Annotated in this window: 22 protein-coding genes; 9 read left to right on the forward strand and 13 right to left on the reverse strand. The window is 62.7% G+C overall.

Going from position 1 to position 21,919, the window contains the following annotated elements; translation table 11 throughout:
- Nucleotides 1-34: 34 nt before the first annotated feature.
- Nucleotides 35-943: a LysR family transcriptional regulator gene (locus tag RR51_RS06910; RefSeq protein WP_024087722.1), complete on the reverse strand. Its 909-nt coding sequence runs from the start codon at nt 941-943 to the stop codon at nt 35-37.
- Nucleotides 944-1,214: 271 nt separating this feature from the next.
- On the opposite strand from RR51_RS06910, the gene RR51_RS06915 reads away from it, so the two are divergent.
- Nucleotides 1,215-1,664: a universal stress protein gene (locus tag RR51_RS06915; RefSeq protein ID WP_039613026.1), complete on the forward strand. Its 450-nt coding sequence runs from the start codon at nt 1,215-1,217 to the stop codon at nt 1,662-1,664.
- A 105-nt stretch (nt 1,665-1,769) separates the two neighbouring features.
- Here the strand turns inward: RR51_RS06915 and RR51_RS06920 are convergent, their stop codons facing one another.
- The 4 genes from RR51_RS06920 to RR51_RS06935 are packed head-to-tail and all read right to left on the reverse strand — an operon-like array spanning nt 1,770 to nt 6,549.
- Nucleotides 1,770-2,630, reverse strand: a complete 861-nt coding sequence (locus RR51_RS06920; RefSeq protein WP_013974168.1) for an efflux RND transporter periplasmic adaptor subunit — start codon at nt 2,628-2,630, stop codon at nt 1,770-1,772.
- A gap of 10 nt (nt 2,631-2,640) precedes the next feature.
- Nucleotides 2,641-2,841, reverse strand: coding sequence for a DUF1656 domain-containing protein (locus tag RR51_RS06925; RefSeq protein WP_003257154.1), 201 nt, complete (start codon nt 2,839-2,841; stop codon nt 2,641-2,643).
- A 4-nt stretch (nt 2,842-2,845) separates the two neighbouring features.
- Nucleotides 2,846-5,023 carry an FUSC family protein gene (locus RR51_RS06930; RefSeq protein ID WP_039613027.1) on the reverse strand — a complete coding sequence of 726 codons (2,178 nt, stop codon included), beginning with the start codon at nt 5,021-5,023 and terminating at the stop codon, nt 2,846-2,848.
- Nucleotides 5,020-6,549, reverse strand: a complete 1,530-nt coding sequence (locus tag RR51_RS06935) for an efflux transporter outer membrane subunit (protein ID WP_039613028.1) — start codon at nt 6,547-6,549, stop codon at nt 5,020-5,022. The genes RR51_RS06930 and RR51_RS06935 overlap by 4 nt, the downstream gene beginning before the upstream one ends.
- A gap of 191 nt (nt 6,550-6,740) precedes the next feature.
- On the opposite strand from RR51_RS06935, the gene RR51_RS06940 reads away from it, so the two are divergent.
- The 3 genes from RR51_RS06940 to RR51_RS30115 all read left to right on the forward strand — a co-directional run bounded on the left by RR51_RS06940 (nt 6,741) and on the right by RR51_RS30115 (nt 10,579).
- Nucleotides 6,741-7,688 (forward strand): LysR family transcriptional regulator, encoded by a 948-nt coding sequence (locus RR51_RS06940; protein WP_013974172.1) that lies wholly within the window; start codon nt 6,741-6,743, stop codon nt 7,686-7,688.
- Nucleotides 7,689-7,903: 215 nt separating this feature from the next.
- Nucleotides 7,904-8,878: a 2-hydroxyacid dehydrogenase gene (locus RR51_RS06945; RefSeq protein WP_039613029.1), complete on the forward strand. Its 975-nt coding sequence runs from the start codon at nt 7,904-7,906 to the stop codon at nt 8,876-8,878.
- A 240-nt stretch (nt 8,879-9,118) separates the two neighbouring features.
- Nucleotides 9,119-10,579 carry a hypothetical protein gene (locus RR51_RS30115; RefSeq protein ID WP_152619861.1) on the forward strand — a complete coding sequence of 487 codons (1,461 nt, stop codon included), beginning with the start codon at nt 9,119-9,121 and terminating at the stop codon, nt 10,577-10,579.
- Nucleotides 10,580-10,662: 83 nt separating this feature from the next.
- On the opposite strand, the gene RR51_RS06950 is transcribed toward RR51_RS30115, so the two are convergent.
- On the reverse strand, nt 10,663-11,568 hold the full coding sequence (locus RR51_RS06950; protein WP_039613030.1) for a DMT family transporter: 906 nt from the start codon (nt 11,566-11,568) through the stop codon (nt 10,663-10,665).
- A 264-nt stretch (nt 11,569-11,832) separates the two neighbouring features.
- Here RR51_RS06950 and RR51_RS06955 point away from each other — a divergent pair, with 264 nt between their 5' ends.
- Entirely contained in the window at nt 11,833-12,708 is an 876-nt protein-coding gene (locus RR51_RS06955) for a helix-turn-helix domain-containing protein (protein ID WP_039613031.1), read from the forward strand.
- A gap of 90 nt (nt 12,709-12,798) precedes the next feature.
- Here the strand turns inward: RR51_RS06955 and RR51_RS06960 are convergent, their stop codons facing one another.
- From RR51_RS06960 to RR51_RS06985, 6 genes are all read right to left on the reverse strand, one after another.
- Nucleotides 12,799-15,189: a TonB-dependent siderophore receptor gene (locus RR51_RS06960; RefSeq protein ID WP_039613032.1), complete on the reverse strand. Its 2,391-nt coding sequence runs from the start codon at nt 15,187-15,189 to the stop codon at nt 12,799-12,801.
- A gap of 217 nt (nt 15,190-15,406) precedes the next feature.
- Nucleotides 15,407-16,390, reverse strand: coding sequence for a FecR family protein (locus tag RR51_RS06965; RefSeq protein WP_039613033.1), 984 nt, complete (start codon nt 16,388-16,390; stop codon nt 15,407-15,409).
- Nucleotides 16,387-16,944 (reverse strand): RNA polymerase sigma factor, encoded by a 558-nt coding sequence (locus RR51_RS06970; RefSeq protein ID WP_015271766.1) that lies wholly within the window; start codon nt 16,942-16,944, stop codon nt 16,387-16,389. The genes RR51_RS06965 and RR51_RS06970 overlap by 4 nt, the downstream gene beginning before the upstream one ends.
- 22 nt (nt 16,945-16,966) lie before the next feature.
- A complete protein-coding gene (locus RR51_RS06975) occupies nt 16,967-17,293 on the reverse strand; it encodes a DUF3325 domain-containing protein (protein WP_039613034.1) in 327 nt (108 codons plus the stop codon).
- Complete coding sequence (locus tag RR51_RS06980) at nt 17,293-18,870, reverse strand: PepSY-associated TM helix domain-containing protein (protein ID WP_039613035.1); 1,578 nt, start codon at nt 18,868-18,870, stop codon at nt 17,293-17,295. Before RR51_RS06980 ends, RR51_RS06975 begins: the two co-directional genes overlap by 1 nt.
- Nucleotides 18,867-19,172 carry a DUF3649 domain-containing protein gene (locus RR51_RS06985; RefSeq protein WP_039613036.1) on the reverse strand — a complete coding sequence of 102 codons (306 nt, stop codon included), beginning with the start codon at nt 19,170-19,172 and terminating at the stop codon, nt 18,867-18,869. The genes RR51_RS06980 and RR51_RS06985 overlap by 4 nt, the downstream gene beginning before the upstream one ends.
- A gap of 232 nt (nt 19,173-19,404) precedes the next feature.
- On the opposite strand from RR51_RS06985, the gene RR51_RS06990 reads away from it, so the two are divergent.
- Nucleotides 19,405-19,752 (forward strand): HPF/RaiA family ribosome-associated protein, encoded by a 348-nt coding sequence (locus tag RR51_RS06990; RefSeq protein ID WP_003260689.1) that lies wholly within the window; start codon nt 19,405-19,407, stop codon nt 19,750-19,752.
- A 121-nt stretch (nt 19,753-19,873) separates the two neighbouring features.
- Nucleotides 19,874-20,164 carry a DUF3509 domain-containing protein gene (locus RR51_RS06995; protein ID WP_024087728.1) on the forward strand — a complete coding sequence of 97 codons (291 nt, stop codon included), beginning with the start codon at nt 19,874-19,876 and terminating at the stop codon, nt 20,162-20,164.
- Nucleotides 20,165-20,167: 3 nt separating this feature from the next.
- Here the strand turns inward: RR51_RS06995 and RR51_RS07000 are convergent, their stop codons facing one another.
- Nucleotides 20,168-20,638, reverse strand: coding sequence for a phosphate-starvation-inducible protein PsiE (locus RR51_RS07000; RefSeq protein WP_013974183.1), 471 nt, complete (start codon nt 20,636-20,638; stop codon nt 20,168-20,170).
- 310 nt (nt 20,639-20,948) lie between these two features.
- On the opposite strand from RR51_RS07000, the gene RR51_RS07005 reads away from it, so the two are divergent.
- Together RR51_RS07005 and RR51_RS07010 are read left to right on the forward strand one after the other, a co-directional pair.
- Nucleotides 20,949-21,188, forward strand: a complete 240-nt coding sequence (locus RR51_RS07005) for a hypothetical protein (RefSeq protein WP_039613072.1) — start codon at nt 20,949-20,951, stop codon at nt 21,186-21,188.
- Between the two features lie 281 nt (nt 21,189-21,469).
- The gene (locus RR51_RS07010; protein WP_003260692.1) at nt 21,470-21,733 is read left to right on the forward strand and encodes a YebG family protein; all 264 of its coding nucleotides are present in this window, start codon (nt 21,470-21,472) and stop codon (nt 21,731-21,733) included.
- Nucleotides 21,734-21,919 lie beyond the last annotated feature (186 nt).

Genomic DNA, 21,919 nt, shown 5'->3' on the forward strand with positions numbered 1-21,919 from the left:
ACCCGCGAAAAGGCCGGCCCAGGCAGAACATCACTCAAGGGTCGACGCTGCAGCAAGCCTTCAGGGTCTGCCGCAACCACCGATGCGCGGGGTCATTGTGAAACCGTGGGTGCCATGCCTGCAGCACGTTGACCCGCTCCAGCGGCACCGGGATCTCGAACGAGCGCAGCGGCAGCCCGAGCTTGTGCACGCTGTTGAGAATGTTGGCCGGCATCGGCAGGATCAGGTCGGAATCCGGTAGCGAGAACAGCGCCGAGTGAAAGCTCGGGGTAATCAGCGCCACCCGCCGCTGCACCTTGAAGTTGGCCAGTTCCACATCGATCGGCCCATTGGCCCGTCCACGGCGTGACACGCTGATCTGTGGATAACTGGCAAAACTGTGCGCCGTGATCGGCTGCTCGAAGATCGGGTGGTCGCGCCGCGCCAGGCCCACATAGTAGGTCTGGAACAGGCTCTGTACCTTGATCTCCGGCCCCAGGTCCACGGTCGAGCTGATGATCAGGTCGGTACGCCCGTCGCGCAGCACGCTGTCGTCATCGCCGCCGGGGCTTTCCGGCACGAAGCGCAGCACCGTGCGCGGTGCCTGTTCGTGCATGCGCCGCAGCAACTGGGCACCGTAGAGGGCGATGAACAGGTCGTTGGTGCGGATGTTGAAGGCCCGGTCAAGCTTGGGCAGGTCGACCTCGTCGCCACTGCGGAACACCTCGCCGGCCTGCTCCACCAACGCCGCCACCTGCTCGCGCAGGGCCAGCGCCCGCGGCGTCGGCACCAGGCCGCGACCGGCGCGCACCAGGATCGGGTCACCCAACGCATCGCGGATACGCCCCAGGGTCCGGCTCATCGCCGCCGGGCTGAGGTTCATGCGCTGCGCCGCGCCGACCACGCTGCCTTCGTCGAGCAGGGCATCGAGGGCGACGAGCAGGTTCATGTCCGGGAGTTGCATGGCCGTTTTCCGTTACAGCTGTGGGGAGTGGCGATGGTAGCAGGTTGCTGGATTGCACCAGACGCAATGCGCTCGTGCGTGGTGGGGCATTTATCCTGAGGGTGGATTGAGCCAAGAATGAGGAATGGCAGGTTCGGCCTCTTCGCGGGTAAACCCGCTCCCACAGTGACTGCACAGGCTTTGAATACTGTGGCGCACCTGTGGGAGCGGGTTTACCCGCGAAGAGGCCAGAACAGACAACCCCTTAGCCAGCCTGAAACAAGGATTCCGCATGCCCAGCCCCGTCCTGATCGCCATCGACGCCTCCCCTGCATCCACTGCCCTGCTCACCCTCGCCCGCCGCTATTGCAGCCCCGGCGAGCACGAACTGCATGTGCTGCTGGCCATCGACTCGACCTTCGCCGTCCACGACCAACCCGCGCCTTACACCGCAGAAGAACTGGAAGAATACCCCGCCGCCTGCGAAGAGCAGCACCAGGCCGACCAGGCCGTGGCCGAGGCGGTGCGCGAGTTGCAGCAAGCCGGCTTCGCCAGCCAGGGCTGCATGGTGGCCGGGCAGCCGGTCGAGGCGATCGTGGCCAAGGCGCAGGAACTGGATTGTGAACTGATCATCTTGGGCCACCGCCACCTGTCGCGGCTGGGGCGGATGCTGGACCCGTCGATCAGCGCGAAGGTGATTGATCGGGTGAGGGTACCAGTGTTGGTGGGGGCAGCGAGCTAACTGCGCCGCTCCCACAGGATTTGCGCCAGCCCCAAGAGCAGCGCACCACTTGTGCGAGCGGGCAAGCCCGCGAAGAGGCCAGTAGCTGCACCACCTCACCCCGGCTCAGCCCTCGCTCGGCTTCACCACCACCGTACAAGTCGTCCCCGCCGCCAGCAAAAACCCGTCCGGCACTTCATCGATATGAATGCGCACCGGCACCCGCTGCGCCAGCCGCACCCAGTTGAAGGTCGGGTTCACATCGGCGATCAACTCGCGGCTTTGTGGGTTGTCGCGGTCGTAGATGCCGCGGGCGATGCTCTCCACGTGGCCCTTGATGCGCTCGCCGCTCATCATCTGCAGCTCGGCCTGGTCACCCACCTTCACATGCGGCAGCTTGGTCTCCTCGAAGAACCCGTATACCCAGAACGAATTCTCGTCGACCACCGCCATCACCGCTTCACCGGTACGCGCATAGTCACCCTTGTGGATATTCAGGTTGGTCACGTAGCCGTCCACCGTGGCCACGATATGGGTGCGCTTGAGGTTCAGCTCGGCGGCAGCCAGCTCGGCAAGGGCCTGCTGGTAGTCTGCCTGGGCGGAGTTGGCGATGTTGCTGGCGTCGTCGCGGTTTTCCTTGGAGATCACCAGGTTGTCCATGTCGGCACGGCGCTTGGCGTTGACCTTGCGCATCTCCCAGGTGGCCTTGCGCGACGCAACCTGCGCCTTGGCCTGGTCGACCGCCAGCTGGTAGTGCTCAGGGTCGATCTGGATCAGCAGGTCGCCCTTCTTCACCCGCTGGTTGTCCTTGACCGGCACGTCCACCACATAGCCAGGCACGTCGGCAGCGACGTTGATGATGTCGGCACGCACACGGCCGTCGCGAGTCCAAGGCGTGGTCATGTAATGCAGCCACAACTGGCGACCGATCACCACGGCAGCGGCAAGCACCAACAGGGTGGCGATCAGGCTGAAGAACTTTTTCATCGAAGGATTCTCACCAGTAGAGCGACAGCGCCAGGGCGCCGAACAGGCAGACGAACAGGCTCAGGCGCAGCAGCGCCGGGTGCCAGAAGAAGCGGTAGCCATCATGGCTGGCGATGTACCGGTCCAGCCCCCAGGCCAGGCCCAGGGCGAACAGGAACATCAAGGTCATGGTGGGCATGTACACGCCATGGAAGGCGATTTCACGGGGCATGGTTTCACGGAGCATCATGCAGTCCTTTCGCCGGTGCCAACGGCGACTGTGGGTCGAGCAGGGAAGATCGGATGAAGTGCAGGTAGCTTTGCGCGCGGCGCAGCACCGAAGTGTCGAAGTGGCGGGCGAAGGGCTCGTCGGTGGCCTGCACGCGGGCGATGGCGTGGTCCACTGCCACCAGCGCGCGTTCGTGGTTGCTGGCGCTGGGCTGAAGGAACAACCGGGCCAGGGCACGGCCCATCACGCGGATCGCCTGGCGCCAGGGCTGCGACTCGGCGTAGGCCGGGTGCACCGGCGCGCGGGCCTGCTCCTTGCGCAGCTCGATGATGGCATGGCCGATTTCCAGCACGGTGAACATCCAGCCCATCAACTGGCTCTGTACCTGCGGCTTGCCGGCTGCCAGGCCATAGGCCTGGTGCAGCAGGTCACGGGTGCGGCTTTCGAAGGCTGAACCCAGGCCGCGCAGGCGCCCGCTGATGGCGAACAGCACCTGCTCGCGCAGTTCCTGCTCCAGGCGGCTCCACAGCCAGCGGCTGTTGGGCGGCAGGATGATCGCCCCGGCAGCGGCACAGACGAACATGCCGATGACCATGCCGATGTAGTCGTTGATGAAGGTGTACGGGTCATACACGGTGAGGTTGTTCGGCACCGAGCCGATGGCGAAGAACACCAGCAGGCCGATGCCGTAGCCGGCATACGCCGGCCGAGACGAAAGGAACGCGCCCAGCACGAACACCGGCGCCAGGACCATGCAAAGCAGTGGGAAACCGTCGATCCAGGGGAACACAAAGAAGGTTTCGAAGAAGCCGACGAAGGCACCAATCGCCGTGCCGCAGGCCATCTGGAACGACATGCGCTTGGGGTTCGGCGAGGCCGCCGACAGGCCCACGGTGACGGTGGCGATCAGGGTCATCATGCCGCCGCTGGGCCAGTCGCTGAACAGCCAGTAGCTGCCCAGCAACAACAGCACCGCCGAGGCGCGCACACCGGCGGCCAACGATACCAGCCAGCTGGTCTGCGCCACGTAGGGCTCATCCCACTGCTCGCGTTCGTGCCGGTGCGCGGCCAGAGATGCATGGGTTTCGGCATAACTATACATCTCGTCGACGAAGCGGTAGAGCAGCTCGAAGGCAGTATGGAAGTCGAGCAGGTCGGACTCGCTCGGCTCGGTTGCCAGGTACTCGGCGCGCAAGCCGCGCACCTGTGCCTGCAAGCCTTCCTTGTAGGCGGCCAGCTCCAGGGTCAGGCGCAGCGCATCGGCGTCGGTCAGCGCCCGGCCCACGTAAGGCTGCAACAGCTCCACCAGGGTGTTCAGGCCTGGCTCGATGGCGCCGACGATCTGCAGCGGGCCGCGGGCGCGAAGGCGTTCCAGCAAACGGTGCAGGGCATTGAAGCGCGTGGTGATGGCCATGAACTCGCTGTTCATGCGCACCAGGCGACCAGAGCGCCGGCGCATGTGCGGGTCTTCGAAGGCGGTGACGTTGCGCAGGCTCTCCAGGCCCACTGCTTCAGCGACGAAGCGCACGTTGCTGCTCTCGAAGCGGTCCCGCTGGCTTTCGCCGCGCAGGGCCTCGACCACGACCCCGGCGAACACGCCAAAGCGCTGGTACAGGGCGTTGCGCATGGCGGCACTGGCCGACTGCGGCAGGATCGCGGCGCTGACGAAGGTCGACACCAGAATGCCCAGGGCGATTTCCAGCACCCGCCATACCGCCGCCATGAATGCCTGGTCAGGGTGCTCAAGCACCGGCAGGCCAATCATGGCCGCGGTGTAGCCAGCCAGCACGAAGCCATAGGCGCGGAAGGTGCGGTAGCGCATGGCACCGGCCGAGCACAGGCCTACCCACAGGGCCAGGCTGGGCAGGAACAGCTCGGTGTTCTGCGGGAATATGGCGATCAGCGCCACCATCATCGCCGAGCCGGCCAGGGTGCCGAGCACCCGGTAGAAGCTCTTGGCGAACACATGCCCGCTTTGCGGCTGCATGACGATGAACACCGTGATCATCGCCGTGCGCGGTTGTGGCAACTCCAGGCGCATGGCCAGCCACAGGGTGATGAACGCAGCGGCCAGCACCTTGAAGATGTACACCCAGGTCACCCCGTCGGTGCGCGCCCAGGCAAAGAAGCCCCGGCGCCATTCCAGGCTCTGCAGCCAGCGCACGGGCAAACTGGAAGTGCTCATTCGGCGTTATCCGGCTTCTTGTCGAGAATGGCCAGGGTGGCCGGGGTTTTCGGTGCGGCCTGGCGCTCCTCTTTCGGCACATCCTGACCAGCCTGCAAGCCACCGCCCAGGGCGGTGACCAGCTCGGCATGGGCAATCAGGCGGGCAGCCTGCACCTGCTGTTGCACCTGCTGCTGGCGGAACAGCAAGGTCTGGGCGTTGAGCACGTTGAGGTAGTCGGTAAGGCCACGCTGGAAGGCGACCATGGCAATGTCGTAGGTTTTCTGCGCGGCCGCTACCGACTCGGCGGCGAAGTGCGACTGCTCTTTCATCGACTCACGGCGAATCAGCTGGTCGGAGATGTTCTTCAGCGCACCGACCACGGTCTGGTTGTAGCGCGCCACGGCCACGTCATAGCCCGCCGAGGCCACGCCCAGCTGCGAGCGCAGGCGGCCACCGTCGAAGATCGGCAGGCTGATGGCCGGGCCGACGTTGTAGTTGAACTTGCGCCCGGTGAGGAATTCCAGCGGGCCACCACCGGTTGCCATGAAGCCAAGGCTGCCGACCAGGTCGACGTTGGGGAAGAAGCCGGCGTGGGCGACATCGATGCCCCGCGCCTGGGCGGCCACCTGCCAACGGCTGGCGACCACGTCGGGGCGCTGGCCGACCAGTTCGGCCGGCAGGTTCGACGGCAGCTTCAGCGGCGCGGCCAGGGCCAGGCTCGGGCGCTGCAACTGCGCACCCTCCCCCGGGCCCTTGCCGGCCAGGGCGGCCAGCTGGTTGCGGGCCAGGGCAATTTCTTCATCCAGGCTGTCGAGCTGGCGGTGGGTTTCCGGCAACGGCGCTTCGGCCTGGCTGACTTCGAAGTGAGTGCCGATGCCGGCATCCAGGCGGCGCTTGGCCAGGGCCAGGATCTGCTCCTGCTGTTCCAGCTCGGCCTTGACGATATCGCGCTGGGCGAAGTGCAGGCTCAGCTGGATGTAGGCGCGCACCACGTTGTTCTGCAGCTCCAGCTGCGCCTGGCGGGCTTCGGCCACGCTCATGTGCGCCTGGTCCACGGCCTGCTCGCTGGCGTTGCGTTCGCGGCCCCACAGGTCGAGTGCATAGCTGAAGCCAATGGCGGCGTTGTTGTCCCAGGTATTGGCGCCGGACAGCGCGCCCGGGCCATAGAACTGGTCTTCAGGCCAGTTGTGGCGCTTGAGCGTGGCCTGGCCGTTGGCCTGGAGTTTTTCCGCCGACTCGACCACGCCGGCCATGGCCTTGGCTTCGCGTACCCTCGCCGCAGCCATGGCCAGGCTCGGGCTGCCGGCCACGGCCAGGGCAACCCAGCGGTCCAGCTGTGGGTCGCCATAGGCGTGCCACCACTGCTGGTCGGGCCAGTGGGCGTCGGTTGCGGCTTCGCGTATGGCCGCGTCGGTGGTCAGGGTATTGGCTTGCAGCGTCTTGCTTTGCGGGGCAATGCCCCAGGTTCCGATACAGCCGCTCAAGGTGAGGGCAAGGGCACAGGCACTGAACGCATTGAGCGTTCTGATGATGCGACGCGGCACAGCTGCGATTTCCCGAGGAAGAGGTGAAGGGGCCGGGCAATTCTAGGGGGCGGCAGCACTGGCGATAAGCGTGGATTCCTGCGAATCTTTGTTACCAAAACAGCGATAATCCGCCTTTGGTCGAAGGCAACTTTTCATCTCTTTTACGTTACTTCGTGACACAATTTTGTCCTCTACATCGAGAGTGACCCATGGACACCCTGCAAAACATGCGTGCTTTCAGTTGCGTAGCCCAACTCGGCAGCTTTACCGCTGCCGCCGGGCAACTGGATACGACCACCGCGAACGTGTCGCGGGCGGTATCCAACCTGGAAGCCCATCTGCAAACAAGGCTGCTCAACCGCACCACCCGCCGCATTGCGCTGACCGAAGCCGGCAAGCGCTACCTGATGCGTTGCGAACAGATTCTTACCTATGTCGAAGAAGCCGAAGCCGAGGCCAGCGACGCCCATGCCCGCCCGGCCGGGCAGTTGAAGGTGCACTCGATGACCGGGGTCGGTCAGCACTTCGTGGTCGACGCCATCGCCCGCTACCGCGAATCGCACCCGGACGTGACCTTCGACCTGACCATGGCCAACCGCGTGCCCGACCTGCTCGACGAGGGCTATGACGTGTCCATCGTGCTGGCCACCGAACTGCCCGACTCGGGGTTCGTGTCCCAGCGCCTGGGCATCACCTACAGCATCGTCTGCGCCTCGCCCGCCTACATCGCCCGCCACGGCGTTGCGCACAAGCCTGCCGACCTGCTCAAGCACGCCTGCCTGCGCATGGTCAGCCCGGTGATCCCGTTGGAAAAATGGCTGTTCGACGGGCCGGAAGGCCAGGAGATGGTCAACATCACCAGCTCGCCGTTCATGGTCAATACTGCCGATGCCATGAAGACCGCCATCCGCAGCGGCATGGGCGTGGGCGTGCTGCCAATCTATTCGGCCATCGACGGCCTGCGCGATGGCAGCCTGGTACGGGTGCTGCCCGAGTACCGGCTGCAGGAGCTGAACCTGTACGCCATCTACCCGTCGCGGCAGTACCTGGATGCCAAGATCAAGACCTGGGTGGAGTACCTGCGCAACTCGCTGCCGGAGATTCTGGCAGCCCATGAGGCAGACCTGAAAACCCATCAGGTGATGATTGCCAACTAAAAAGCTGCTGCATTGCGGGGGCGGACAATGGTAGGTTGCTAACCATTGTTTCCAGCGCCAGGCCCCTGGGAGGGCTCCGCCCTCCATTCGCAGCACAAGGCTGCTCCTACAGAAGGCCCAGCGCCTGTCCTTGTAGGAGCAGCCTTGTGCTGCGAATGACCGCATCGCGGTCAACTGCCCGGCATTCCCCTAGCCTTGCAGAGAAGAAGTTGCCGATGAAAAAGACCGTCCTGGCCTTCAGCCGTATCACCCCGGCCATGGCCGAACGCCTGCAGCAAGACTTCAACGTGATCGTGCCGAACCCCAAGCTCGGCGACATCAATGCCCAGTTCAACGAAGCCCTGCCCGAGGCCCATGGCCTGATCGGCGTTGGCCGCAAGCTCGGCCGGGCGCAACTCGAAGGGGCGGCCAGGCTGGAGGTGGTATCCAGCGTGTCGGTCGGTTACGACAACTACGACCTGGACTACTTCAACGAACGCGGCATCGCCCTGACCAACACCCCCGACGTGCTGACCGAAAGCACCGCCGACCTGGGCTTCTCGCTGATCATGGGCTGCGCCCGCCGCACCGCCGAGCTGGATGCCTGGACCAAGGCTGGCAACTGGCAAGCTACCGTAGGCCCGGCCCATTTCGGCAGCGATGTGCACGGCAAGACCCTGGGTATCGTCGGCATGGGCAACATCGGTGCCGCCATTGCCCGTCGCGGCCGGTTCGGTTTCAACATGCCGGTCATCTATTCCGGCAACAGCCGCAAGACCGCGCTGGAGCAAGAGCTGGGCGCGCAGTTCCGCAGCCTGGAGCAACTGCTGGCCGAAGCCGACTTCGTCTGCATCGTTGTGCCGTTGTCCGATGCCACCCGCAAGTTGATCGGTGCGCGTGAGTTGCAACAGATGAAGCCGAGCGCGTTCCTGATCAACATCGCCCGCGGGCCGGTGGTGGACGAAGCTGCGCTGATCGAGGCACTGCAGAACGGCACCATTCGCGGTGCGGGCCTGGATGTGTACGAGAAAGAGCCGCTGAGCGACTCGCCGCTGTTCAAGCTGCCCAATGCCCTGACCTTGCCACACGTTGGCTCGGCCACTGCCGAAACCCGCGAGGCCATGGCCAACCGGGCAATCGACAACCTGCGCGCGGCGCTGCTGGGTGAACGGCCGCGGGACCTGGTGAACCCACAGGTGTGGAAGGGTTGAAACTCAACGCAGGCAGTACAGACGGACCGACTAACTGCGCGCTCGCGTGCTGCCATGATCATGGCAGCACGCATACTCAGAGTTTTTTCCCTACAGTCAAACGCTAAAACTCCTTTTCGCCCCTTGCCTTGAGTGAATTAACTCCAATCAATCGACCCCAAACCTAGCATTTTTACCAGTTGCGCACTTTCGAACATTCGTTATACATCTTAGACATCCCACACAAACAGGAAAGTCAAGATGGATACCGAACAGAGCTTTGAAGAACTTGTTGAATGGGCAACCACACCCGCACAGTCTGGTCTCAGGCTGTACAATTGGGGGGCATTGGTTTCCTATAATTCTGAACTATTGAATAAAACATGGGAGCAATTGGGGGCAACCCCTTCACCACCTGAAAGCCTCGAGACCATTCAGAGCAAATTTACCTTATCTGAAAACAGCTACTCCTACCATTTCAGTGTTCTGGAACGGCCAACATTGAAATTTAACGTATCAAGCAACAGCCCGCATAATGCCACGTTGCGCAGGCGTATTCAGAAACTTTTGGATTTCCGTTTCTCAACCTCTCCTAGCCGCCGCTACCTGTTGACATCGATTAACGCATCACTATCAGGAGCGCAACACCTTAATATTGATACCGAAGCGCCAAAACTTTCTTATTCAACTCAAAGAAATGTTGAGCTCAAGTGGGATTCCGCAAACTATACTCTACCCGGCAATCATCATGATGATTTAAACAGCATTATCTATCGGATGTATTACGAAGACAACCCTGCCAAAAGAAACGCGATACTGGGCTCTTTTGCACCTGCGCAAGATGGCCTTATCAAGCCGCCAATTTATTTTTCAACTTACGCAGACTCACGTACCGGCCAAGTCGTCGCTTGCGTAGCGTTGGGTGAATATGGCGGAACCCCTTCCGATCTGCCCCTGATGTTGGTCAATGGCAAGGCGGCCACCGCTTTGGTTGACCGTCGAAAAAGCCTAGCGGGGATCCCCGCCGACCTAGGTCAGCTACCTCAGTTGCTGGCACCGCACCAACAGTTCAGCATGACTGCTGCAAACACAGACGCCCCAAAAGATCATGTTGCCATTTATGATCCCGTGGGCTTCTCTGGGACCATAAATGCAGCGATGCCTCCCAAATTCGATTTTAATCCCTTATCGAGCTTGTTGGACCCACTACGAAAAATTGAACTTAAGGTTTTCCCTGAACCCGCCTCTGTGGATTGGGGACTCCAGCCAGGTGCCCAGGGCAGTTTATTCCAGGAGGTAGGCAAATGGTTCTATCAAGCACCAAAGAGCTCTGACTCCAGAGCTCTTTCTTGGGTCGACGTCGTTTCAGCAACTATTGAAGGATTGCGTTATGAATCAGTCTTCGTCACCCTCTTCGAGCAGCAAACAGGCTATTTAAAATTCAGCAAAGTAGATGATCGCGTACGTATTCAACTCTGTATTACTGACAGAAATAATAATGAAATAATCATACCCTCTGATCGAATCGAGTGGAAAATCCTCCATGGAAATGGACAGATCGACCACCAAGGAACGTTCACTCCACTTGCTCACGGAGCATCACCATTTACCGTCATTCAGGCATTCGATACAGATAGCACCTATACTCCGACTTTTGCTTGCGTGATGCTCCCAGTACCTATGCTTAGTGTCGACGATACAGTAGCAATGTTTAACAGTTGATCAAAGCGATGGCCCGAGTGGGCTCACACCCAGTCGGGCCTCCGCTGTACAGTTTCTTCCTCGGTTCAACTAATTTTTATGTTTCAGCGCATCAAGCGCTTATCGTAATAATCGTAGCGGGCCTTGGGCTTGCGAAACACCAGCACATTCCCCGCCATCACCGCCACCAGCCCCAACAAGGCCGGCGCTGTCCACTGATACCCCTCGGCCACCGCCGACACGTTCAACGCCACCAACGGGAACAGCACCGTGCAGTACGCTGCCCGCTCCGGCCCCATGCGCCCGACCAGGGTCAAGTAGGCGGTAAAGGCGATCACCGAGCCCGGCACCACCAGGTACAGCAACGAGCCGATGTAGCGCACGTTCCACTCCATGCTGAACGGCACGCCGCTGACCACGCAGAACACCGCCAGCATCACCGCCCCGTAGACCATGCCCCAGGCATTGGTGGTCATGGGCTTGAGCCCGGCCTTCTGCTGCATGCTCGACAGCATGTTGCCGGCCGAGAAGCACAGCGTGCCGAGCAGGGCCAGGCCAAGGCCGAACAGGGTTTCGCGGCTGGCCGCGTGGTGGGAAAGCTCGGGCCAGAATAGCAGGCCCAGGCCAAGTAGCCCCAGGGCGCCGCCGCCGAGCACGTTGCTGGCGATCTTCTGGCCGAAGAAGATCCGCGCGTTGAGTGCATTCCACAGGGTGGCGGTGGAGAACACCACGGCGATCAGGCCGCTGGCAATCCACTGGCTGGCGCTGAGGAAGCAGATGAAGTTGACGCAGAACAGGCACAGGCCCTGGGCCAGGCAGATCTGGTGGCCACGCCGGTTCATTGGCTGCAGGCGGCGGGTGAGCAGCAGGAAGGCGAACAGGATCAGCCCGGCCAGGGCGAAGCGGTAGACGATCGAGACCGGAATGGCGACCACGCCTAGTTGGAGTTTCAGGGCGATCCAGGTGGTGCCCCAGATCAGGACGGTTAGCAGGTAGAGTGACAGGTTCATGGCGACGGTTCCTTGGGCCTTTCAAGATCGGTGCCCGGCGCTTCGCGGCTAAAGCCGCTCCCACAAGGACCGCGCTGCTCTCGAGGCTGGCGCGGTCCCTGTAGGAGCGGGTTCACCCGCGAATCGAGGGCGCAGCCCTTGCCGAGGCATTTCAGTGTTCTCCTGTCGAACACCCACGCGCTTGCACAAACTTGCGCATTTGTCCCGCTGGTAGCTGTAAGCCTGGCCAAGGCGCAGTAGGATGGCTGGCAAGAGGAACCGCCCATGACGCCACTCACCCAGCTGCAAGTGTTCAACGCCATGCACGCCTCGCCCCACGCCCGGCTGGAGCTGAGCGCGCACCTGGGCGACGGGCTGGCGGCGGCGTTGTGGAGCAACCGCGACGATGCCCGCGACTACCAGGCACCGAGCCATCACACCCTGTCGTGCTACATCGCCGACGGCACCGGCACCTTTCGCCGCCAGCGCCCCGGCGACAAAGGGGCGCCCGACAAGCTGTGCGTGATGCCGGCCGGGCAGGAATCGAACTGGGTGGTCAATGGCGCGATACGCCTGGCGCACCTGTATGTCAGCGAAACGCAATTCGCCCTGGGCTGTGTGCGCCTGCTCGACCGTGAACCGCGTGAGCTGCAACTGCGGGAAGCGACCTTTCTCGACGACCCGCAGCAAGCCAAGCGCTTTCGCCAGCTGATAACCCTGGACTGGGATGAACCTGGCGAACGCTTGCTGGCCAGCAGCCTGGCGCACGAGATCGTCGACCATGCGCTGCTCAACCAGGTCGGGCTGCGCCAGGGCCTGCGCCTGAAAGGCGGGCTGGCACCGAGCCTGCGCCGGCAACTGGTTGACTACATCGAAGCGCACCTGGAGCAGCCCATTACCCTGGGTGAACTAGCCTTGCGCTGCAACCTGTCCGAATACCACTTTGCCCGTATGTTCCGCGCCAGTTTCGGGCTGCCGCCGCACCAGTACCTGCTGGCTCGACGGCTGCATCGGGCCTGCCAGCTGTTGCGGCTGGGGGTGATGCCGCTGGGGGAGATTGCCCTGTTGTGCGGGTTTTCCAGTGCCAGCCATTTCAGCAACCGGTTCCGCCAGGCGGTCGGTGCAACGCCAGGCGAATACCGTACGGCCATTCGCAGCTAAAGCCGCTCCCACAGGGACCGCGCCACCCTCAAGGGCAGTGCAGTACCTGTGGGAGCGGCTTTAGCCGCGAAGAGGCCGGTTCAGGCTGGCCTAGAACTCGAAGGTACTGGACAAGCTCACCTGCCGCGCATCGCCAATGGCCACAAAGTACTGGTTCACCGCCGAGCTGTAGTAAACCTTGTCGAACAGGTTCTTCACGTTCAGCTGCAGCAGCACCTTGTGCTCGTCGAGCCTGGTCTCGTAGCTGGCAAAGGCATCGGCCACGGTATAGGACGGCAGGTCGAAGGTGTTGGTCGAGTTACCCGCGCGCTCGCCGACATACCTTGCACCGGCACCGAGACGCAAGCGGTCGCCACCGAACAGGCTGCCATAGTCATACACCGCCGACAGCGAACCACTGTGCCGGGCCACGTTCTGCAGGCGGTTGCCCTGCAGGGCCGGGTCCTTGGTCACCTTGGCATCGGTGTAGGCATAGCTGCCAATCAGGCTCCATCGCTCACTCAGCTGGCCAGTCAGGTCCAGCTCAACGCCCCGTGAACCGACCTCCCCGGCATTGCTGTACACCGTTTCACGAGTACTGGTATCAAAGTTGGAAACCAGTACGTTGCGCTTGGTGATATCGAACAACGCCAGAGTGCCTGTCAGGCGGCCCGGCATGTCGAGCTTGGCGCCCAGTTCCCACGATTTGCCCTCCTCCGGCGCCACCGACGAGTCGAGCACTACATTGCCGACCAGCCGCGCGATAGTCGAGTTGGGCTTGAACGACTCGCTATAGCTGCCATAAAACGACAGTTGGTCATCGACCTTGTAGACGATACCTGCATGCGGCACCCACGCCTGGCCATTGATGTCGGTGTTGGCCTTGAAAGGGCGGCCACGGCCAGCGTACTGGTCGAACTGCTGGAAGCGCGCACCAGCCACCAGGATCCAGTGATCACCCAGGTGCAGCGCGTCCTGCACGAACAACGCGTCGGTGCGCAGCTTGTCGGTCTGGTCGCTGTCACTGGCTTTGACAGTGGTGCCCTCCACTTCCTGCCCGTAGACCGGGTTCATATAGCTGAAGGTGGATTGGGCGGTCTGCCGGATCATGTCACCGCGGAAAATCTTGCGGTCCTCGTGATCGATGCCGAACAGCAGGTCGTTCTGCGTCCCGGCCAGTTGCACATTACCGGCCAGGCTTAGGGTGGCGAACTGGTCACGGCTCATGGCGTTGTGGGTGCCGTCGATGCTGCGCGACAGCGTGCCGCTATTTTCATTCACGCCGGTCACCCGCACCTGGCTGGCATCATAGGTTTCGCGGTTGAAGCTGTAGCCGAAGTGCAGCTTCCAGTCATCGGCCAGCTGGTGGTCGACTTCCAGACGGTACAGGTCGGAGCGCCCTTCCATGTCGTTGAAGGGCTCGTCCAGGCGCCGCGTGGCTGGGATGTCCAGCGGGTGGCCGTTGTTGCCGAACGCCGTGCCACGGTCGAAGGGGTAGAGAAACTCGCGATGCTCGTAGGCCAGCACTACTTGGGTGTCTTCGCCCAGCCAGGCCAGCGACGGCGCTACCAGCGATTCGCGGTGCACGCCGTAGTTGCGCCAGTAGTCCTCATCTTCGTGGTCGACGATCAGCCGATAGGCGAAGTTGCTGTCGCCCAGTGCGCCGGTACTGTCGAACCCGCCACCGCTGCCGTTCTTGCCGCTGCCGTAGGTAGAACCGCGCACGGTCAGGGCGTTGTACTGCTCGAGTTGCGGGCGCTTGCTGACCACGTTGATCACCCCGCCCGGGTCCTGGATGCCGTACAGCAGCGAGGCCGGGCCCTTGAGCACTTCGACCCGCTCGGTGCTGGCGTTGAGGCTGCGGCCCTGCACGATGGGCATGCCATCGCGCATGATCGAGCCGTCGCGGTTGTCGCCGAAGCCGCGCTTCATCACGGTATCGGAGGTGCCACCGAAATTGTTGCCCTGGGTGATGCCGCTGACATTGGCCAGAGCGTCATCAAGGTTGCGTGGGGCCTGGTCACGGATGACCTGGGCCGGTACCACATTGATGGCCTGGGGGATGTCCTGGCTCGGGCCCTGCCCGCGCATGATCGAGGCGGTAGCGGGGGGCTGATAGCTGTAGTCGTCCAGTTGCGAGGTCACGGTGATGGCCTGCAGGTTGAGGGCGCCGGAAGTGTCCACCGCTTCGAGGGTGAGGGTGCGCGAATCGACGCGGCGCCAGGCCAGCCCGGTAGTGCCCAGCAGCTGTTGCAGGGCCTGTTCGGCGCTGAACCTGCCGTTCAATGCCGGCGCCTGCACACCTGGCAGTTCCAGGGTGTAGACCACGCTCTGGCCGGTGGTGCGGCTGAAGGCGCTGAGTGCCTGGGCAAGGGGTTGCGCCGGCTGCGCGAAGGTATACGCCTGCTGCTGCTCGGCGGCACAGGCCAGGGGGGCGACAGCGAATGCCGGGAGCGCGGAAAGGCCGAGCCAGAGAGGGACGCAACGCGGGGTGAACTTCATGGACGCTGACCTGTGAGAGGGATATGACTGCGAATGAATCGCACTTCCACTCATTACACGGATGCCACGTCCTGTTACCTCACCCGCTATCTGAAAATATTTTTGCCTGTGCGGGCCTCTTCGCGGGTGAACCCGCTCCCACAGGTACTGCACAGGATTTGAAACTTGCGCCCTCCTGTGGGAGCGGGTTCACCCGCGAAGAGGCCCGCACAGGCGACTACCGGATCAGGGTCAACCGCCCCAGCACTGTCTGCCGCGAAAAGCCCATCACCTTGCCCAGCGAATCCAGCGCCAGCAACGGCTCAGCCACGGGGAAACTGCCACTGACCTTGCGCTGCCCCAACTCATCATCGAGCAACAGAATGCGCCCCGGGTAATAGCGCCCCAGGTCTTCGACCACCTGCGCCAGCGGCACCTGGTAGTAATTCAGCCAGCCCTGGCGCCAGGCCAGGCGGTTGTCGCTGTCCACCGCCAGGGTGTCGCCGACTTGGCCGGCAACGTAGGCCGCCTGCTGGTTGGCCGTCAGTTCACGCGCTGCTGCGCCCGGCGCCGGGCTCACCGCCACCCGCCCGCTGCTCACAGTGACCTGGGCTCCCTCGTCCTGCTCGCGCACTTCGAACTGGGTGCCAAGCACGCGCACCTCGCCACCGGCAGCTTCCACTACGAACGGCGTGCCGGTATGCGTGACCTGGAAAAACGCCGCGCCATGCAACAACCGCACGCGGCGCTCGCCCTGCACAAAATCGACTGCAATCGCGCTCCCCGCATCCAGCGTCACCTGCGACTGGTCGGCCAAGGTCACCTGGCGAACTTGACCAGCACTGCTGTAGTCGGCCTGCAGGTCCTGCAGCCACAGGGCCGGGTGCCAACCACCGGCAACGCCCACGGCCAGTACCAGGCAGGCAGCCACCGCCAGCGCCGCGACCCGCTGCCGCCAGGGGTGCCTGGCCGGTGGCCTGGCCATCGCATCCAGGTAACGTTGCAGGCTTGCCTGTTCTTCAGCGGCCAGGCGCGCTGCCGGGGCGGCGCTGTTCTGCCACAGCGCCTGGGCCTGGGCGTAGGCCTCACGGTGCCCAGGTTCGGCCAGCAGCCAGCGCTTGAACGCCGCGCCCTCGGCTTGCGCAGGCTGCTCGTTGATGCGGCTGAGCCATTGAAGTGCAGCCCGGGACTGCGCCTCGGTGATCGGCGGTAAACGGCTCATCGACGGGCACTCCCTGGCCGGCGTGGGGTGGACGCGGGCTCGGCAACACTCGCCTTGCACGCTTCGAGGGCGCGCATCATATGCTTTTCCACAGCGCTCTGGGACAGTTGCATGGCCTTGGCGATCTCGCCGTACTTGCAGCCGTGGATACGGTTGAGCAGGAAGATCTGCCGGGTGCGCTCGGGCAAGGCGCGCAAGGCAGCGTCGATGCGCTGCAAGTCGTGATCGACCTCCACGGCCTGTTCCGGGGCCTGGGCCATGGCCGCTTCATCCAGCGGCAGCACAGCTTCGGCTGCGCGCTCGCGGCTGCCTTCGCTGCGCAGGTGGTCGATGGCGAGGTTCCCGGCGCAACGCAGCAGGTAGGTATCCAGTGCCTCGACCTTGACCTCAGGGCGACGCCAGAAGCGCAGGAACAGCTCCTGGACCAGGTCCGATGCCGTCGCCCGGCAGCCGACCCGACGGCTCACCAGGGCCTCCATGCGTGCCCGCTGGGCCTGGAACACCTGGACGAAGCGCGCACGCCCGCCGCCGCTTTCGGCATCCGCCTCGATCATGTCGCCCGGCTCGCTCACCTGATCACTCGGCGAACACGGCCAGCAACGGCCCCAGCACCACGCTGGCGGCGGCCAGGCCCAGCAACAGGCGGGGCTGGTATGGCACGCCGAACACCCACAGGGTCAGCCCGGCCATCATCACTGCGGTCCACTCCACCAAGCCATGGGCCCAGCCCCGCAAGTGCACGCTGAGCACCAGCGACAGCACCAGCAACAGCCAACCGGCACTGCGCAACAGGCGCAACTGCCCAGGGCGCGGCTTGCGCCCGAGCAGGTCGACGAAGTGCTTCTCCATGGCCAGGCACAGGGCAACGAAGCCGGCGTAAGCGATCAGTGCATTACCCAGCATCAGCTCGCCTCCGCCGTCTCAGTGCTTGGCTTCCTTGCCGCACGAGGGGCCCGCATGGCCACAGCCTTCGGGCTGTGTAACATCTTGCTGGCCAACCAGGCCAGGAACAGGCCGGTGCCCAGCGCTGTCAGGTCGAAACCAGCCATGGCCCAGTCACCCGCAGGTAGCGAATGGTTCAGGCCCTGGCCGGTGGTCAGGCCGTTAAGCAGCGGCAGCAAGGCGAAGGCCAGCGCGCCCAGTGCCAGTTGCTCGCCCCATGCCCGCCGCCCGCTACGCAGCACAGCGTGCACCAGTGACAGGCCCCAGGCGGTGAAGAAGGCGTTGACCTCCCAGTCGGCCCGGTCTGCGACACCCATCGGGATAAGGCGGTTGGCCCAGAAGAAGCCCGCCACGGCCAGCAACAGGCCACTCATGCTAGCGATATTGAGCACCTCGACCAGGCGTAGTTCACCCGGCAGGCGTTCGCTCCTGGCATGCTTGAGCTGGCGCTTGCCCAGCCACATCACCAGGCCGGTGCCAATCACCGCAGTACCGGCCACGCCAAAGAAGAAGTACAGCCAGCGCAGCCAGGGCCCGGCGAAATTGCCCATGTGCAGGCCGGCAAAGCTGAAGGCAGTGATCATTGCCCCGCTCTCCGGTTTGCCCTGGCCCAGCAGAGCACCGCTGACGCCATCGAAGGTCCAGTTGGCGCTACGCCGGTAAGCCACGTGGTCGGCCGCCGATTGCGTGAAGGTAACGCGGGCATTGCTGTCGCCGGCATTTTCCACCTGGATACGGCCGATACGCGCGCCCGGTTGCAGGTCCTGCACCTTGGCGTACAGGCTCGGCAACGGTACCAGCGGCGCGGCCACATGGGCTGCCTTGGGCGCATCGTTACGGCCGAACAGTTCGTTGAAGTACTTGCCGGTGTCATTGCCGTAGCTGGCCATGATGCCCGCCGGCATCACCATGTACATGAACAGCACCAGGCTGCTGTAGCTGATCATCAGGTGGAAGGGCAGCACCAGTACACCAATGGCGTTGTGCCCGTCCAGCCAGGAGCGCTGGCCCTTGCCTGGGCGGAAAGTGAAGAACTCCTTGAAGATTTTCTTATGGGTGATGATGCCGGTGACCAGCCCCAACAGCATGATGAAGGCGCACAACGTCGATAGCCATCGGCCGAAAGGGTGTGGCATCTGCAACTGGAAGTGGAAGCGGTAGAAGAACTCGCCACCGCGACTGTCGCGTGCCGCCACCGGCTGCCCGGTCTGGGTATCAAGGGTCTTGGTGACGAAACCGCGTGGCCCGCCATTTGGGTCGCGATAACCCGCGCTCAAGGCGGCCTCGCGTGCGTTGGGCATACGAATCAGCCAGGTGCCCGAATGCCCTGCATTGTCCTGCAGATAACGCTGGGCCATCTCCAGGCTATGGCTCGGGTCCAGCGCATGGCTTCGTACTTCTGGTTGCGTCCAGTGCGTGATTTCTTCCTTGAAATACGACAGCGTGCCAGTGAGGAAGATGGCGAACAAAAGCCAGCCGAAGATCAGGCCGGTCCAGGTGTGCAGCCAGGCCATGGCCTGGCGGAAGCCTTCTTTCATGGGGTTTTCATCCAGTATGCCAACCCGCTGATCACCCCCAGCAGCACGCTTGGCGCCAGTACGCCCAGCCAGGCGCGCAAAGCGCTGCGGCAGGCAAAGCACCAGATGAACGCCAGCAGGTAGAAAACGAATGACAGCAGCAGGCCGGTGAGCGTGGCATCGACCCGTGGCAGCGGCGCTACCAGGGAAATGCAGACGCTGGCCACGGACGCCAGCAGGTAGCCACCCAGCAGCGCGGCAAGGCTGCGTGACGTCACGGTCAGGCGATAGCTGAGCGAGAGACCGGCGGTTTTGCGCGTCATGGCGATGGTCCGGGCGTTTTCGGGGCTGCAATAATAATGATTTCAATTCTCATAAGCAAAGGCCATGCGATGAGCCGCTTGCTGCCTTGAATGCAACAAGAAATTTATTTTCAAAAAGGGCTTGAATTCGTTTCGCCGTTGCCTGACCTTAGAGTCAAGAGACGCAGAAATACCAAGGGTCTCAGAGGCCTAGGCGCGTCTCCATGCGAGCAAGCTGAATAAGGATTGAATCATGCAAATCCAGGTCAACAGCAGCAACCATTTCGAAGGCAACGCCCGGCTCGACCAGTGGGTCCGCAGCACACTGCAGAACTCGCTGGAACGTTACGAAGACGACCTCACCCGCATCGAGGTTCACCTGCGCGACGAGAACGGCGCCAAGCCCGGACCGCATGACAAACGCTGCCAGATGGAGGCTCGCCCCAAAGGCCATCAACCGATTTCCGTGACCCACACCGCCACTTCGCTGGACCAGGCGGTCGATGGTGCCGCCACCAAGCTCAACCACGCGCTGGAACACTTCTACGGCAAACTGCGCAGCAAGCGCGGCGCCTTGGAACTGAGTGACCCAGACGCCTGATCGGCAACGCAAGACGCCCGGCCTGATGCCGGGCGTTTTCGTTTGTATCGATCGATGGCGCTGAACCAACAGGTAATTTCCCCGGTCAACTTCTGCATTCATTCAGCGCAGAAGCATGACCATGAACAACCCATTCGAACGAATCAGTGCTGCATTCGCCCCCGAATACCGGGTCAACCTGAGCATTGCAAACCTCGACGGCAGCATCATGCTGACCCTGTCCGACGACGCTGGCGTGGTCGCCAAGCGCCTCATCACCCAGGCCCAGCGCAATGACCCGGTGCGCCTGCAGCGGGTGATCGACAGCATCCGCCTGGGCCTGGCCATCGAGCACAACCAGAACCCCCTTCAGGTGCTGGCCGCGCTGACCCGTGACGCCCGCCACGAGCCGCGCCATTTCATCGCCAACTGAGGGCTACTTGCCCTCCTCCACTTCCTTGCCGCTGGCATCCAGTACCTTGGTCGAGGGGTAGCGGTACGAGGCGTAGCGCACCACCAGGATCGCGAACGCCAGCAACAGGATGCCACCGCACAGGTACAACAGCCCTACGTCCGGCGCCTTGTGGTGCGAGACGTCGCCGATCAGCAGGCGGGTCAGCGCGGTGATGGCCACGTACAGCAGGAAGCGGATCGGCATGTGGTTGGTCTTGAAGTAGATACCGACCATCGCCCCCAGCTCCAGGTAGATGAACAGTAGCAGGATGTCATCGACACTGACCCCGCCCTTGCCGAGCATGTCGAGGAACGTCATCACCGCCGCGTAGGCGGTGATCGCGCCAATGCCGAACAGCGCCAGGTAATGGAATGCCTCGACGCACAGGTTTCCCAGCGAGTCGGCCGAGCCGTGCAGACCCTTTCGCAGCTTTTCTGCCCATTTGATGTTCACGATGTTCCATTCCCCGATACGTCTTGAAGGATGATGCGTCACCGGTGTGACGCTTGTGCCATGCAGTTAAAGGGCCAGGCCCCTGCCTTGGAAGGCGACCGATTGCCGCAAGGCACCTTGAGGCGTGGCAAGTTGCCAGAAACACGACCATGCGCTGGGGAAAAATCAGATTTAGCCCCTTCCTTGTAGGGCATTTCCCAAAGATACTCCCTGCCATTGTGGTGTTCGGGGATGAGCACTAGTCTCGGATCGTCGCTGCCAAACAGCGACCGGCTTTGACAGGCCGCCCTGAACTAACCACATGGCTTTGCTGCTGAAAGTAGTCCCCGATCCCCCCACACCCCATTCCCTTGAAGACACCCTGATCCAGGCTACGGACTATGCGTTGTGCGCAGCCACCGTGGTGCATCAGGCCTTGTTGCTTCAGCCCAAGTCGCCAGCATCGATTTTGATGATGACCTCAATGCATGAGCTGGAGACGTTGCGGGCTTTGCTTGAGTCGGCACTGGTTCAGGTGCAGATGCCCGCTGGGCCTCGGACTTTGCACTGAGGTTTGAGTGTTGCGTTGTCTGGGCTGGCCTCTTCGCGGGTAAACCCGCTCCCACAGGATCTCCACAGGCCTTGAGGTAGATGCCGTACCTGTGGGAGCGGGTTCACCCGCGAAAGGGCCCGGATGGCCAAGGCGCTGATGGATGATGCTGAGTTGGGCATGAAGCAGTAAGCCCTCTGCACCACGCTACAATTTCTGCTTGCGAAGCAATCAACATTGCCATTACTGTATATAGATACAGTAAATCGAAACGCAACCAGCAAAAGGCATAGAGGTGATGAATGGCCGTCGAAGTGGTGTACCGCAGCAGCCGCGACCCGGAGCGCTTGTTCATGGATAAGGCCGAAGCAGACCGTCACGACAAGATGCTCGAACTGGCCGAGCGCCTGGCCGAAGTACTGCACAAGGCAGTGCCCTCGCTGAGCGAGAAACAGGTCGAGGAAGCCGGTATCTACATGGCCAAGAACCGCGATGTGTTCGCCCGGGCGTTCAAGAGCCAGCCGGATGCGCTGGCCGAGTTGCTCGAAGCGCCAGCGGCCGAGTAATTGCCTGCACTGGCCTCATCGCCAGCAAGCTCCACGGGGGGTACATGGCTTGCTCCATTGCTCAGGTCACCTCATTACCCTGTAGGAGCAGCCTTGTGCTGCGAAGAGGGTAGTTGAGCAACAGATATTCTTCGGCAGTAATGGCTTCTTCGCAGCGCAAGGCTGCTCCTACAAGTCGGCGCGACA

Origin of the sequence: Pseudomonas sp. C5pp, assembly GCF_000814065.1 — a bacterium.
GTDB classification, from domain to species: Bacteria; Pseudomonadota; Gammaproteobacteria; order Pseudomonadales; family Pseudomonadaceae; genus Aquipseudomonas; species Aquipseudomonas asiatica.